Annotated in this window: 15 protein-coding genes; 12 read left to right on the forward strand and 3 right to left on the reverse strand. The window is 36.1% G+C overall.

Translation table 11 applies throughout. The features are described from left to right. Positions 1 to 425: 425 nt before the first annotated feature. The 12 genes from LKL37_RS22780 (at position 426) to LKL37_RS22835 (ending at position 10,868) form a co-directional block, all read left to right on the forward strand. Positions 426 to 3,377: a SusC/RagA family TonB-linked outer membrane protein gene (locus LKL37_RS22780; protein WP_431612541.1), complete on the forward strand. Its 2,952-nt coding sequence runs from the start codon at positions 426 to 428 to the stop codon at positions 3,375 to 3,377. Positions 3,378 to 3,388: 11 nt separating this feature from the next. Further along, positions 3,389 to 4,891, forward strand: a complete 1,503-nt coding sequence (locus tag LKL37_RS22785) for a RagB/SusD family nutrient uptake outer membrane protein (protein WP_431612542.1) — start codon at positions 3,389 to 3,391, stop codon at positions 4,889 to 4,891. Between the two features lie 175 nt (positions 4,892 to 5,066). Next, entirely contained in the window at positions 5,067 to 5,684 is a 618-nt protein-coding gene (locus LKL37_RS22790; protein WP_431612543.1) for a hypothetical protein, read from the forward strand. 91 nt (positions 5,685 to 5,775) lie between these two features. Beyond that, the gene (locus LKL37_RS22795) at positions 5,776 to 6,066 is read left to right on the forward strand and encodes a winged helix-turn-helix domain-containing protein (RefSeq protein ID WP_129042299.1); all 291 of its coding nucleotides are present in this window, start codon (positions 5,776 to 5,778) and stop codon (positions 6,064 to 6,066) included. A 65-nt stretch (positions 6,067 to 6,131) separates the two neighbouring features. Beyond that, the gene (locus LKL37_RS22800; RefSeq protein ID WP_431612544.1) at positions 6,132 to 6,422 is read left to right on the forward strand and encodes a hypothetical protein; all 291 of its coding nucleotides are present in this window, start codon (positions 6,132 to 6,134) and stop codon (positions 6,420 to 6,422) included. A 32-nt stretch (positions 6,423 to 6,454) separates the two neighbouring features. After that, positions 6,455 to 6,751: a hypothetical protein gene (locus LKL37_RS22805; RefSeq protein ID WP_431612545.1), complete on the forward strand. Its 297-nt coding sequence runs from the start codon at positions 6,455 to 6,457 to the stop codon at positions 6,749 to 6,751. Between the two features lie 12 nt (positions 6,752 to 6,763). Next, positions 6,764 to 7,249 (forward strand): Coq4 family protein, encoded by a 486-nt coding sequence (locus LKL37_RS22810; protein ID WP_431612546.1) that lies wholly within the window; start codon positions 6,764 to 6,766, stop codon positions 7,247 to 7,249. Positions 7,250 to 7,260: 11 nt separating this feature from the next. After that, positions 7,261 to 7,554, forward strand: coding sequence for a hypothetical protein (locus tag LKL37_RS22815; RefSeq protein WP_431612547.1), 294 nt, complete (start codon positions 7,261 to 7,263; stop codon positions 7,552 to 7,554). A 66-nt stretch (positions 7,555 to 7,620) separates the two neighbouring features. Then, positions 7,621 to 8,991, forward strand: coding sequence for a DUF4153 domain-containing protein (locus LKL37_RS22820; RefSeq protein ID WP_431612548.1), 1,371 nt, complete (start codon positions 7,621 to 7,623; stop codon positions 8,989 to 8,991). A gap of 6 nt (positions 8,992 to 8,997) precedes the next feature. After that, on the forward strand, positions 8,998 to 9,702 hold the full coding sequence (locus LKL37_RS22825) for a DUF1361 domain-containing protein (protein ID WP_431612549.1): 705 nt from the start codon (positions 8,998 to 9,000) through the stop codon (positions 9,700 to 9,702). A gap of 53 nt (positions 9,703 to 9,755) precedes the next feature. Beyond that, entirely contained in the window at positions 9,756 to 10,295 is a 540-nt protein-coding gene (locus LKL37_RS22830) for a hypothetical protein (protein WP_431612550.1), read from the forward strand. Positions 10,296 to 10,355: 60 nt separating this feature from the next. Further along, positions 10,356 to 10,868 carry a hypothetical protein gene (locus tag LKL37_RS22835; protein WP_431612551.1) on the forward strand — a complete coding sequence of 171 codons (513 nt, stop codon included), beginning with the start codon at positions 10,356 to 10,358 and terminating at the stop codon, positions 10,866 to 10,868. Positions 10,869 to 10,956: 88 nt separating this feature from the next. On the opposite strand, the gene LKL37_RS22840 is transcribed toward LKL37_RS22835, so the two are convergent. The 3 genes from LKL37_RS22840 to LKL37_RS22850 all read right to left on the reverse strand — a co-directional run bounded on the left by LKL37_RS22840 (position 10,957) and on the right by LKL37_RS22850 (position 13,808). Then, positions 10,957 to 12,615 (reverse strand): S8 family peptidase, encoded by a 1,659-nt coding sequence (locus LKL37_RS22840; protein WP_431612552.1) that lies wholly within the window; start codon positions 12,613 to 12,615, stop codon positions 10,957 to 10,959. Positions 12,616 to 12,897: 282 nt separating this feature from the next. After that, positions 12,898 to 13,347, reverse strand: a complete 450-nt coding sequence (gene dtd / locus LKL37_RS22845; protein WP_431612553.1) for a D-aminoacyl-tRNA deacylase — start codon at positions 13,345 to 13,347, stop codon at positions 12,898 to 12,900. 5 nt (positions 13,348 to 13,352) lie between these two features. Next, on the reverse strand, positions 13,353 to 13,808 hold the full coding sequence (locus tag LKL37_RS22850) for a hypothetical protein (protein ID WP_431612554.1): 456 nt from the start codon (positions 13,806 to 13,808) through the stop codon (positions 13,353 to 13,355). Between the last annotated feature and the right edge of the window lie 67 nt (positions 13,809 to 13,875).

Here is a 13,875-nt window from a genome sequence, read left to right on the forward strand (position 1 = left end):
TCTTAAAGGATAAAAGAATAACGGTTTTCAATTCACATATTAACCGGAGAAACAAAGAAGTTTCTTCGGTTTTTTTTATATCTTATAGTGTTTTAATCACTTATTTCATAAGAATCACTTTGAAATTTAATTATCTGTATATCTGAATTAATTTATTTTGATGTTTTTGCTTTGTATTGTGTGTTTTTGTTAATTAAAAAGTATTTTTGGTTTAAAATTGATATTAATTTAACTGTATTTTGGTTATTTTGTTCTTTTTTAAAATCTTTATTAACTCAATTTTAACATATTTTTTTAATAAATAGATGAATATTGATTGAAATTTTTAATCAATTGAATTTAATTAATTGAAATTGAATTTTCTTTGTATTTTTAACAATTTTTATTGCATATATTTGCTGAACTACTGTTAAAATATGTTAAATATGAAAATGAAATTATTAAGCACAGCCGTGCTGTTCTTTGTGGGTGCACATCTGGTGGAGGCCCAAAAGACAAAACGAGACACCATACCACAGGATACTAAGATTGATGAAATCGTTGTAGTAGCTTACGGGAGCCAGAAAAGAGAAACGATGGTAGGTTCTAATACCGAAGTAAAAGCCAAACAATTTGCAGACCGCCCTATAACAAGTATCGGACAGGCTTTAGATGGAGCCAGTGCCGGAGTTAAAGTAAGTACCGGTACAGGACAGCCGGGAAGTTCACCAAGTATCCAAATCCGTGGGATAGGTTCTTACGGCATTACAACAAATCCTTTATACGTGGTGGATGGTACTATTTATACCGGCTCTCTTGCTGCCATCAATCCTAATGATATTGCATCATTCAATATCCTGAAAGATGCAGCTTCCACTTCTTTGTATGGTTCTGCAGCGGCTAACGGAGTTGTTTTGATTACTACAAAATCAGGAAGAAAAGGAGGGAAAGATCTCATTAATTTTAGTATGAGTACCGGAGCGATTGGAAGATCAATTCCGGAATATGATAGAGTAAATGTTCATCAATACTACCCGCTTATATGGGAGTCAATAAGAAATGGCAGAATGACCTCAGTACCGGGTACAACTATCGCTGATGCGAATGCTTATGCAACAGCGCAGTTGATTTCAGGAGTTTTGAAAACCAATGTTTTTAATGTTCCAGATAATCAGTTAGTTGTCAATGGAGTTTTAAACCCGGATGCAAAACTTAAATATACAGATTTAGACTGGCAAAAACCCTTGATGAATACCGGATTCAGACAGAATTACGAGTTGAATTACAGTGGGGGAAGCAATACGACAACCTATTTTTCTTCAGTAGGATATACTAATGAAACCGGATATCTTATCAAATCAGACTTTGAAAGATTTACAGCAAGATTAAAAGTAGATTCTCAAGTAAAAAGCTGGTTGAAATTAGGAACAAGCATCAGTGGAGTATCTTCTAACGGAAACAATTCTGTAGAAGGGGTGGATAATAATTCTGCTTATATCAATCCATACAGATGGACAAGAACGATGGGGCCTATTTACAGCCCTTATGCTCATGATCCTAATACATTTGCTACCCTTTATGATGCTGCAGGGAATATTGTGTATGATGCAGGAAGTGCCAGAGGAGCAGATGCAGCAGCGGGAAGAAACGTAATTCAGGAAACACTTTTAAATAAAGATCTTTCTAAAAACTATTATATCATTTCCAGAGCTTACGCTGAAATCAAAGTGGATCCTTATCTTACTTTATCTACCAACGTAGGATATGATATCAGAAATAATAGAAGAAGTACCTACGGAAACAAAATTATTGGAGATGCAGCTCCGCTAGGTTCAGCAGAAAAATATAGTTTTACTGAACAAACATTCACCTGGAACCAGCTCTTAAACTACAAAAGAAAATTTGGAGAGCATAATTTTGAATTCCTTTTAGGACATGAAAACTACAAATTCATGTATGAATATCTGTACGGATATAAAAAAGGACAGATCGTAGATGATAATGATGAATTAATCAACTTTGTAACACCTGCAACACTTACTTCCCGTACAGACAATTACAGAAAAGAAGGCGTATTTTCAAGGTTAAATTATGATTATAAATCAAAATATTTGCTTTCAGGATCTATCCGCTGGGATGGCTCATCCAGATTTGCCAAAGATGTAAGATGGGATTCGTTCTGGTCTATTGGTGCAGGATGGAGGCTTAAAGGAGAAGAATTCTTAAGCAATTCTAATCTTATCAGTGAATTAAAAATCAGGGGTTCATATGGTGAAGTAGGGAATGACAGAACAGACAGTTATTATATGTATAAAAGTACTTATACGTTAGGTTATAATAATGCTCAGGAGCCTGGAATCTTATTTGGCTTTTTGGCTGATCCTACCATTACGTGGGAGGCAAACAAACAAACCGATTTAGGGATTGATTTTGGATTTTTAAATAACAGAATTACAGGTTCTGTAGAATATTATAAAAGAGTTACAGAAGATCTGATCTTCCCGGTTCCTCTTCCTGTTTCTGCCGGAGTTCCTGATAATACGATCAGTAGAAACGTGGGAACAATGTATAACCGTGGATTCGAATTCAGCATTAATGCGGACATTATTAAAAACCAAAACTTCACCTGGAATATTAATGCGAATGCATCCACACTTAAAAATCAGGTTACAGAACTTTCAAACGGGATAACAGAGATTATCAATGGAACGAAAAAAGTTTCCGTAGGACATTCAATATATGATTACTGGTTAAGACAATGGTATGGAGTAGATCCGACTGATGGTTCTCCTTTATTCCTTGTAGCTGATACATATGCTAATACAACAGCTGCTGATATCAGAACCGTTAACGGCCAAAAAGTAACAACCAATTTCAATAAAGCGAAATATGACTATTCTGGAACAGCAATTCCTGATTTATTCGGAAGTTTCGGAACAACAATTTCGTATAAACAATGGTCGCTATCTGCAATGTTTACCTATCAGTTAGGAGGAAAGACGTATGATTCCAACTATGCAGCATTGATGTCCAGTTACTCACAAGGAGGGGCTTTAAGTACAGATATTCTGGACAGATGGACAACTCCTGGTCAGATTACTGATATTCCTGCATTGAACTCCTCAACATATACAAGTTCAAATGCGGGTAATTCATCAAGATGGCTGGTGAGCTCAGATTTTATTACATTTAGACAGGCTACCTTAAGCTATAGTTTCAGTCCTGAAACTTTATCTCAGCTTGGAGTATCCGGATTAAGGATTCTTGTTTCCGGTGAAAATCTATGGAGCAAAACAGCTAGAAAAGGATTGGAACCAGCGCAGGCGTTCAATGGTACTGCATCAAATAGATACACTCCGGCAAGAGTGGTAACAATAGGATTTAATGTATCTTTTTAAATAATTAAATAATGAAAAATATCGCAAAACAATATATAAAATGGGCTGTTGTTCTTTCAGTCCTTACGGGAATGGCTTCATGTCAGAGTGATTATCTGGAGACAGATCCTACTACTGCAGCTTCCGAAGAAGCAGCTTATTCAAGTGCTTCTAACCTTATGGCCATTGTCAACGGGATGCATAGAGATATGTATTACAGACAAAGTGATCAAGGACAGAATGGTCAAGGCGGAATTATGATTATAATGGATGCTTTGGCAGATGACCTTGTTTTTCCCTCTACAGGAAATGGCTGGTATGTCTCAGCTGTAAGATGGCAGGATCAGGTAAATGATAATGCTTCCAATGATCTTTATCCTTATCAGTTTTATTATGCATTAATCCGAAATGCAAATCTTGTTATAGCTAACGGTCCTTCAGTTCCTGCACCTACAGCAGCTGATGCAACAACAATTAAAACAGCCATTGGTGAAGCGTATGCATTCAGAGCATTCTGCTACTATATGCTGGTTCAGATTTATGGTAAAAGATATGTTCCGGGAGCAAACAATACTCAACTTGGTGTTCCGATCAGATTAGTTGCTAATGAAATTCCTTTGGCAAGAAATACGGTAGAAGAAGTGTATACTCAGATTGGAAAAGATCTTAATGAGGCGTCAACCAGGCTTACAGGAATTACCAGAGCGACAAAATCCCATTTTAATGACAAAGTTGTTTTAGGATTAAAAGCTAGAATTGCATTGACACAAGGGGATTATGCGACGGCTGTGACGGCTGCTCAATCAGCCCGTGTAGGATTTGCTCTTATGGATAATGCAACTTATACTGCTGGGTTTAATAATTTGGCAGGTGTAGGTGAATGGATGTGGGGTGCTACCATTATAGCAGATCAGGGAGATTCATTCTCGAACTTTGGTGCTTATATGTCAAGGAACTTTAACTCTACTAATATTCGTCAGGCTCCAAAAGCAATTAATAGCAAATTATTTTTATCATTCCCGTCTACAGATATCAGAACTAAGAATTTTGATCCAACAGGTGCACACACAGCTCTTGCTTTACCTTCAACATATTCTAAATTCCCTTATACAGGACAGAAATTCCTTGCTGCAAGCCAAGGAGATAGTAGAGTAGATGTTCCTTATATGAGATCTGCAGAAATGTATCTTATTGAGGCGGAAGCTTTGGCCAGATCAGGAGATGAAGCTGGTTCAAAAGCAGTTTTCAATGTATTTGCTAAAAACAGGAACCCGTCTTATACAGGAGCTACTACAACGGGAGCAGCTTATATCACAGAAATTCTTAACAGCAGAAGATTGGAATTCTGGGGTGAAGGTTTCAGATTTTTAGATTTGAAGAGGCTTAACCAAGGTTTGGACAGAACAGGAGCTAACCATTCTTCCGTAGTAACGAATAATGTAATGACAGTTGCCAATACAGATCTACGTTGGGAATTCCTGATTCCAAGATCCGAGATCAATGCTAATCCATTGATTGTTCAGAATCCATTATAACACGTACAGATTTTAATATATGATAGAGAACCCAGCTGTTGGCAGGGTTCTCTTTTTTTTGTTTCTATGAGCAAATAAGCGATGAGGTTTTCGGCAGAAAAATATTTTGAAAATTTAAAATAAAAAATTGGTGGATTGAAAATAAATTATAACTTTGTAATTCAAAGTTCTTTTTATGGATTCAAAAAACTATCACGAAGACTTATCCCACATTCGTTCTATGATGGAACGGTCTTCCAGATTTATTTCTTTAAGCGGTCTGTCAGGAGTTGTTGCGGGTTTAACGGCAATTATTGGGGCTATTTATGTATATTTTGTTTTTCAGAGGGAAGGGATCAGTTATTTTGATGGAGACAGAAATATTCTGGGACCGGCTCTGGTAAAAGAACTTGTTGTGATTGGAATAGCTATTTTAGTGGTTGCTATTCTTAGTGGTTACATTTTCACTGCCCATAAAAGCAAAAAGAAAGGGTTGAAGATCTGGGATGCCACTACAAAACGACTTTTGATTACCTTTGCAGTACCATTGATAGCAGGAGGTGTCTTTTGCCTGGCACTCCTTTATCATCATCTTTTCGTTTTCATTGCTCCGGCTACTCTGATTTTTTACGGATTGGCTCTGGTAGCTGCAGAACGCTATACATTAACAGATGTAAAGTATCTAGGATATCTTGAAATCATTTTAGGACTTATTTCTTTATTTTTTCTAGGATGGGGATTATTGTTCTGGGCAATTGGTTTTGGAGTTTTGCATATTGTGTATGGACTGATTATGCATAAGAAGTATAAATAATGGAGGAGGATATAAACTTTGCTATTCAATAGTAAAATAAGCATGCGTATTGCCTTTGGTAATAATTGCAGAATAAATAAGATAAAGTAAAATGATCAAAATAAATCAGCTCAATAAAGAATTCGAAAGCCGTGTAAGACTGGGGATTATGTCTGTTCTTATGGTCAACGACTGGGTTGATTTTTCTGAAATGAAAAACCTGCTCGAAATTACAGATGGAAATCTGGCCAGCCACAGCAATGCTCTGGAGAAAGCAGGTTATATTGAAGTGAAGAAAGAGTTTGTAGGAAAGAAACCTAAAACATCTTACCGTGTAACACAGAACGGAAGACAGGCATTTACCGAGCATTTGGATGCTCTGGAAAAATTATTAGGACGATAGCCCTATATTTTTTTGAAATTCAACTTTGAATTACAAAGTACTTTATAAAATAAAAATTAAATAAAATGATGACACAAAAACAAAAAACACTCACAATTTATGCCTTTCCATTGGCATTATTAAGTATTCCATTGTTGGGAAATCTATTTTCTAAGGAAGTAAACTGGTCGGGATCTGATTTTCTGATTGCAGGAGCTTTACTTTTTACAACAGCTTTTCTCATCAATCTGGTAAGAAACAGAATAAAGAAACAAAACCAGAAAGTCTTGATTGTTATTTTCATTTTGCTGGCTCTTGCATTGATCTGGCTCGAGCTGGCTGTAGGAATTTTCGGAAGTCCGTTTGCGGGAAACTAATCATTTCAATGATTCATTAATCCTAAATAGTTATGAAAGATTCGGAAATTTTATACTTCGGAAAGTCTCTGTTTGCATTGTGTTTGGTACTGGGGAGCATATGTCTTATCGGGTATTTGACAACAAGGATGGAAGAATTTGCAATAGGTGGATATATGCTGCTAATTTTTGGAGCATTCTTAAACTTACTGGTGATACTAGGACTGTTGATCTATGGTTGCGTATACAGATCGAGATTGAATGAATGTCTGAAAGCCATTGGTATCCTTCTGATCAATATACCCATTGCCCTTCTTTATACATTCATCGGACTTAATAATTTACATTAAAATAAATACAATATGAAAAAAATACGTGTTCAGTTTCTGCTTTTTGTGTACGATAAAACCCAAAAATTATACAGAAAATATTTCAAAAAGAAAAAAAGGCAATGGCAGTTCAATGAAAAACAACTGTTGGAGTTTCAGGAAGATTCTTTAGGCCGAAAATTGGGAGAGTTTTACAGGAAACACGGTTTCTCAATGATACCCAAAATGGAAAACCATGATGTACACCACCTGATTACCGGTTGTGGAACCAACTTCGAAGATGAAATTGCCATGCAGTATCTGCTCCTTGGAAACGGTAAGCTCAATGCACACCTTTTGGCAGCAATCGTATTAGGAACAATTATCCTCCCGGAATATGTGAAAATTTATATCAAAGCTTACAAGAAAGGACAAAATATGAGAGCCTTTCATCATTGGGACTTTGAAGAACTGCTGTGGCAGAATTACGAACATGTGAAAGACTTTATTCAACAGAAAGAAACAGTAGTTCTTTATTAAAATTAATTGTGATGGGAAAAATAAAATTCAGTCCGTTGGGAGAAAAAACATTTTTAATCTCCTTTTTGCTGGGCACCTCTTTGCTGCTTTTATTTTGGATCACAAGAGCTGGGTTTCTGATCATATTCGGATTTTATTATGTGGTGATTGCTGCTGTAGTGAATTTGCTGATTACTTTATATGAATTAATGGAATACCTGAGTGATGTTTCCGAAAAGAAAAGAAACGGAAATTCTGTTCTTCTATTGTTGCTTAATATCCCTGTTACTTTTCTATATCTCACGCTATTCTTTAATTTTTGCTAATCTCTACACTTGGACACATTAAATCTTTCAATCCTTTAAATTTTCAATCTTTAAATAATTAAACTCATGAAAACACATCATTATATATTCATCACGGCCCTTCTCTTTGTTATCCTCTTTTATGATCAGAATGTAGGGCTGAACCTTGGAATTCTGGGTATTGTCTATGCCCTATTAACGCTCTTTAGAACCCCAGAAAAAAATAAAACCAGAACATTGTATATCCTTTTTGCAACAAGTGTTCTGTCCAGTATTGCATTTGCATGGTTTGGAGATTTTGCATCCTTTATTTCGGTGGCAAGTTCATTGCTTTTATTGGGATTTAAATCGAAGAACAGGAGGTTGAAGATTCTCTTTTTAATTCCTGTTTTTATTGTGAATTGCTGTACTTCTTTCTGTCGTTTTTTCAGTTTTGACGAATGGCTTCCGAAGAAAAATGTTCCCGGGTTGTGGCAGAAGACATTTGCCTTTATTTTGATTCCGTTGGTGCTGGTTTCCGTTTTCTTTGGAATTTACTCTGCAGGAAGCGACCACTTTGCTTCCCTTTTTACAGATTATGAACTCGATATCAATCTGTGGCAGTTATTCTGCCTCTCAGTTTTAGGATTCTTTATCGCCTTTAATTACTGGAACTATGCCGTGGAAAAACTCATCTACAAAAACAATCATTTTCTGGATAATGAGTTTAGCAAAGATTCCAGAGTTTCAAAAGCGACTTATTCCTTTCTTGACCTTGATGCGGAAAGAATGAGCGGAGTAATCTCTTTTGTCTTACTGAATATTTTGCTGGTCTTCTTTATTATTACCTACAATTATGAACAATTTTATGAAGCCGTAAAAACACCTGTTCAGCTTTCAGAAGAAACCCATGAAAGAGTGAATGCCGTAATCATGTCTATTGTGATGGCTATTCTGGTAATCATGTTTTATTTTAAATCCGGATTTAATTTTGATCCAAAAGCAGGTTTGTTGAAAATATTAGCCAAAATCTGGATTTTCCTCAATGCTATTCTTGTTGTTTCCGCTGCCCTTAAAAACTATGAGTATATTATTAATTATGGATTTACTTATAAAAGATTAGGGGTTCTTGCTTTCCTGCTTTTATCATTAATTGGTCTGGCTTTGACGTTTATAAAAATTCATAAACAGAAAAAAAATATATTCCTTGTCAATTCCATGATCTGGTATTTTTACGCAACTATTCTCGTGTGCAGTTACTTCAATTGGGGCGGTTTTATTACTTCCCAAAATATGAAACGAAAAGATTTTGCAGTCAATTATCATTTAATTACCATCAATTTCAGTGAAAAAGCACTCCTGAAATATGCAAACGAAAAAAATGATCAGAAACTTAAAAAGACCTTACAGGATAAAGTGAAAAATGAAACAAACAAAACCTTCCTTTCAAAAGTAATGTATTATCAGACCATACAATAAAAGATCATGAAAAAGCTTGTTGAGTCCTCAAGATTTAAAATTAATATATTGTTGATGCTTATGACCGTATTCTGTTTTAGTCTCTCAGCTTTCAGATACTATATCAGCGATACAAAAGTGTTTTTGTTTCTCAACTGGAACCTGTTTCTGGCATGGATTCCTTTATTACTGAGTTCTTTTGTTCTTGCCTTTAATATCAAAAGTAAAATTTCACTCCTCTTTATTATTATAGTCTGGATCTTGTTCTTTCCCAATTCACCCTATATTCTTACAGACCTTTTTCATCTCAGAGCAAGAAATGACATACCGATCTGGTATGATCTGGTTGTGATTCTTTCCTATGCCTGGACTGGGCTGATCTGTGGTTTTATAAGCCTTAATGATATAGAAAAACGGCTTTCTGATTATGGCAGAAAAAATAGGATTAATGGAGTGATTGTGTTTTTCCTTTTCATGAGCAGCTTTGGAGTTTACCTCGGCCGATTTCTGAGATGGAACAGTTGGGACGTGCTTAATAATCCCTTTGGTTTGTTCTCAGATATTGTGGTACGGCTGATCTATCCTATGGAATATACCAAAACCTGGGGCGTTACGGTTTTGATGGGGCTGATGCTCAACTTTATGTATTTTACATTCAAATGGGCAGGAACAAATGACGAAAAAAAAATCCAGCCGGAAAATAAATCATTGAATGGATTGGAACAATTTTAGCATTTAAATGAGCTCAGCATCATAAATGCTGATCCACTCTTAAAATTAATATTATGAAAAAAAGCTTATTATTAATTCCATTGATTATTATTTCATGTAAAAAAGAACCGGCCGTGACGGCAGTTCAGGATAAGGATTCTACCATCGTAACCGAAATGCCGGATTCTGCAGTGAAAGCAGATTCTGCAGCATTGAGAGTAAAAGATTCAATTATTAACAATGCTCCGGTCACTAAAGAAGTACTGAGTAAAGGCGTGATGAGAAATGAAAAAGACGGACAGATTGTAAGAACCTTAGATGCAACTCAGCTTCCGCTTACCATTGGTGAGCAGTTTACAAAAGACGATCAGGAATTGGTTTTAAAACTGACCCATTACGACCGCCCGAATATCAAAGCAAAAATTTCTACGAAAGAGAAAGACTTTAATATCCGTTTCAATCAGATCAGAGTTCCTAATGGAGACTATGACGGACCTTTCGGAAGAGAAATCACCTATGATACTCCAGGAAAAGGAGAAGTATGGCTTATCATCGGAAAAAGTAACATGGCTTCCGGAAATACCAAAGGAAGTTTTACGGTAAATATAGAATAAGATCAGATTAATTTGGTATAATTTCTGCAAACTATACACTTAAGCTTAAAATTTAAAATTATGAAAAATATAGTTCTAACAGCAATGGCCGCTTCAGCTGTACTCGTAAGTTGCGGAACCGTACAGTCGCTGGTTCAGAATACATTTCCATACACAACGAATGTTTTGGTGTCTACAGGAGTTCCTGCAGATAAAGAAGTATCTTCCACAGCAACGGCTACCAATGTACAGACATGGTTCGGAGGAAATAACAACGCGAAGATTAAAGACGTAAGAATTTCAGATGCAAAAATCTCCGTGGCATCACCGTCAGGAGGAAATCTGAGCGCATTCAAAACCGTTAAAATATATGTTTCATCTAATGGAACAGGAGAAAGACTGATCGCATCGCGTTCTAACATATCTACCAATTCTTCCAGCCTGAATCTGGATCTTAATGATACAGGATATCTGGATGAGATTGTAAAAAGTTCAGGATTGACCGTAAGAACGGTTTACGAATTGAAGAATCAGACTTCTTCGGATATGAACATCAAAGTAGCGCTAAATTTCAACAGCGTTCCCGCCAACTAAAACGGATAAAAATTGATAATAAAAACCCTCTTTCAGGTACTGAAAGAGGGTTTGATGTGAAGTAAAATGGTCTAAAAATCTTTTTAAATTATAGTTTTGTCAATTTCTCAACAACTCTTCTCTGGCCTTCATTGATATTAATGATATACTGACCGGTAGGCAGCTGTGAAATATCAATTTTTTCATTCGGTAAAACTGAGTTTTTGATCACGATACGTCCTTGTAGATTGATAATCTCTATATCCAGTTTTTTATTTTCACTACTTTGAATAGCGATAGAACTGCTGGATGGGTTAGGATAAATTTTAACCTCTAAAGCAGTCAAAGTTTTAACAGGTGTCGCAAATTTACTTTCCAGTTGAACAATGGCATTTTTCACATTAGGAAGAGGGCCGATCTTCTGACCAGTCACAGTTCCTCCCTGAGGAATTCCAGTAGAAATTAAAAGATTCTTCATCGCCGTTGGTGTTAAATATTGACCAGTAGTCTGACGATAGAAAGATTGGATTAAAATAGCAGCAGAAGATACTACCGGTGTAGCAGAACTTGTACCACTGAAATAATTATAGGTTCTGTTGTTGTCATTATCATATTTCGCATAAGATCCATAGCCTGCTGCCATAACGCTGCTTCCCCAACCCTGAACATCCACTCTGTTTCCAAAAGTACTGAAACTTAATTTCGAATGGGTTGTATTAGGAGAACCTGCTCCCACAATGATAGCGCCACTGTTTCCTCTGGCAATATATGAGGCATAAAACGGATCATCCAGATTCTGATTTCCATTACCTGCCGCAGCAATGATAATAATTCCAGAATCAGTAGCCGCTTTTGTAAGATCCCAGATCACTTTATCGTACTCTGCAGGGCAATATTGGCCATCTTTTCCACCAGTCTGCATTTCATATAAAATAATATCGCCGGACTGGGATGCATTGATAGATCTGCTCACTGCAGAAGCTCTGTTGTATCCCACAGTCGTCCATTCCATATATCCTTTGATCTCAGAAGTATTGTAGGCTGCTCCCGTAAGTCCGATATTATCTTTTATAGAACCTAAAATACTTACTACTGCAGTTCCGTGGTCGCGGTAATTATTATTGGCTAAGCCTGCATTCGGAGAATACCCGGGCTCCAATTGTATAGAATTTTGATTAGAAAGCATCTCATGAGTTTTGTAGAAACCGTATTCTACATCCCTTACACGGATGTTCTGTCCTGTGATCCCTCTTGACCATGCATATTTTGCATTGATTCCAGGATTGTCATTCAGATAAGTTTGAAGACTTTCTAAGTCTGGAGTCGCTACAAAAGCATTGACCAAAGGAGGTTCAATAGGTGCTGCACTCATTACAGATACATATTCTATTTCAGGGAATCTCTCAAGCGTCTGGATGATTTTCTGTGCAGATTCCTGATTTTGAAGAGGCAGATCAGCCTTATAAATTCTTTTCAGTTTTTCTACAGACTCTCCGGAATTACCGATAGCTTTACTGCTTCTGGCCATTTCATCAAGTTTACTGTCTGTAAAATCGAGATCATACTTAAAAGAAATTTGATGCTCTCTGGAAAATCTCTCCAGATCAGCATTTCTGCTGAAAGCTGTTTTTTCTGAATTTATGCCTTTTGAAAAGCAAACATAAATAATTGAATTTTGATCACTAGCCATTTTGGCCTGATTGTCCTGACCAAAAGACATAGAAGAGCAGAACGCAAATAATGCGAGAAGGTTGATTTTTGTTTTCATACTATTTTGTTAAATGGTTGTGAATCAGTTTTGATTTACATCAAAAATAATAATAAAATAAAAACAAATCACATTTTTGTGAATTTATTATTTAAAAATTTTTCTTTCTCTTTTGTACAGGGGAATTTCTTTATTTGTGAATAATAAATCCCACAGATTTTTTTAAACTTTTGAAGTTTAAGAATGATATATTTTATACGTATCAATCAAAAAAAATACGTTTCAATCAATTGAAACGTATGGGTATGTGGTTGTTTGTATTGTCGTTTTTATTTCTCCGGTTTAGCTTTTGGTAATGGAATCCATGACGATGGTAACGGGGCCGTCATTAATCAGAGAAACCTTCATATCTGCTCCGAAAATTCCACTTTCAGTTTTCAAGCCGGATTTGGCAATTTCTTCTTTAAAATAATCAAAAAGAGGGACTGCTTTATCCGGTTTTGCCGCTTTGATGAAAGAAGGGCGGTTGCCTTTTTTATAATCTGCAATCAATGTAAACTGACTGATGCAAAGTATCTCTCCTGAAATATCCTTCACAGAAAGATTGAGTTTATCATCTTCATCTCCAAAGATTCTTAGGTTTAAAACCTTCTGTACAAGCCAGTCTGCATCTGTTTTTTCATCATTTTCATCTACACCTGCCAGCAGCAGTAATCCCTTTCCGATTTCACCAACAATTTTTCCGTCTACTTTTACACTGGCTTCAGAGACTCTTTGTATAACGATCTTCATCTTGTTTAATAATAAATATTTAAAGTTTTACTTGGTGTATCATAGCTGTAAGGATAGGTCTTAGGGGGAAGGGAAGTTTTAGCTCCCGACTCTGGCTGTCCCGTACTTAAGATCCATCTCGTATTATCCTTTGGGCAAATAATAGCAATATTATCTTTCACTTCGAGAGTGGTATTATTATCAGGACATATGTGAGGCGCATTTCTGTCGTATACCTTAAACCCGTTCGCAGTTCGGACAACAATCAGTCCTCTTGTTCCGGACTGCTGTTCATTCACATAAATCCAGCCATTGATGTTGTTCAAAGCATAGTAGGCAGGCAGGTTTAAATTAAGGGTTACGTTGATGGGAGTATTCGGGAAACAGTTCACAGTATCTTCTCTGCTTCCACAAGAGTTTATAGTTAAATTACTGAAAATCAACAAACTGAAAATGGATAAGATTGAAAAAGTTTTTTTCATTTCAATTTAAATTTTTATATATTTGTAAAAATTAAACGATTACAACACGAAAACATTGTCCGACAAA

Origin of the sequence: Chryseobacterium sp. 'Rf worker isolate 10', from assembly GCF_050753305.1 — a bacterium.
Taxonomy (GTDB): Bacteria; Bacteroidota; Bacteroidia; order Flavobacteriales; family Weeksellaceae; genus Chryseobacterium.

Excerpts from the sequence above, each read along its gene's own strand:
- LKL37_RS22780 (WP_431612541.1), top strand. The coding sequence starts at position 426 with ATGAAAATGAAATTATTAAGCACAGCCGTGCTGTTCTTTGTGGGTGCA.
- LKL37_RS22785 (WP_431612542.1), top strand. The coding sequence starts at position 3,389 with ATGAAAAATATCGCAAAACAATATATAAAATGGGCTGTTGTTCTTTCA.
- LKL37_RS22790 (WP_431612543.1), top strand. The coding sequence starts at position 5,067 with ATGGATTCAAAAAACTATCACGAAGACTTATCCCACATTCGTTCTATG.
- LKL37_RS22795 (WP_129042299.1), top strand. The coding sequence starts at position 5,776 with ATGATCAAAATAAATCAGCTCAATAAAGAATTCGAAAGCCGTGTAAGA.
- LKL37_RS22800 (WP_431612544.1), top strand. The coding sequence starts at position 6,132 with ATGATGACACAAAAACAAAAAACACTCACAATTTATGCCTTTCCATTG.
- LKL37_RS22805 (WP_431612545.1), top strand. The coding sequence starts at position 6,455 with ATGAAAGATTCGGAAATTTTATACTTCGGAAAGTCTCTGTTTGCATTG.
- LKL37_RS22810 (WP_431612546.1), top strand. The coding sequence starts at position 6,764 with ATGAAAAAAATACGTGTTCAGTTTCTGCTTTTTGTGTACGATAAAACC.
- LKL37_RS22815 (WP_431612547.1), top strand. The coding sequence starts at position 7,261 with ATGGGAAAAATAAAATTCAGTCCGTTGGGAGAAAAAACATTTTTAATC.
- LKL37_RS22820 (WP_431612548.1), top strand. The coding sequence starts at position 7,621 with ATGAAAACACATCATTATATATTCATCACGGCCCTTCTCTTTGTTATC.
- LKL37_RS22825 (WP_431612549.1), top strand. The coding sequence starts at position 8,998 with ATGAAAAAGCTTGTTGAGTCCTCAAGATTTAAAATTAATATATTGTTG.
- LKL37_RS22830 (WP_431612550.1), top strand. The coding sequence starts at position 9,756 with ATGAAAAAAAGCTTATTATTAATTCCATTGATTATTATTTCATGTAAA.
- LKL37_RS22835 (WP_431612551.1), top strand. The coding sequence starts at position 10,356 with ATGAAAAATATAGTTCTAACAGCAATGGCCGCTTCAGCTGTACTCGTA.
- LKL37_RS22840 (WP_431612552.1), bottom strand. The coding sequence starts at position 12,615 with ATGAAAACAAAAATCAACCTTCTCGCATTATTTGCGTTCTGCTCTTCT.
- dtd (WP_431612553.1), bottom strand. The coding sequence starts at position 13,347 with ATGAAGATCGTTATACAAAGAGTCTCTGAAGCCAGTGTAAAAGTAGAC.
- LKL37_RS22850 (WP_431612554.1), bottom strand. The coding sequence starts at position 13,808 with ATGAAAAAAACTTTTTCAATCTTATCCATTTTCAGTTTGTTGATTTTC.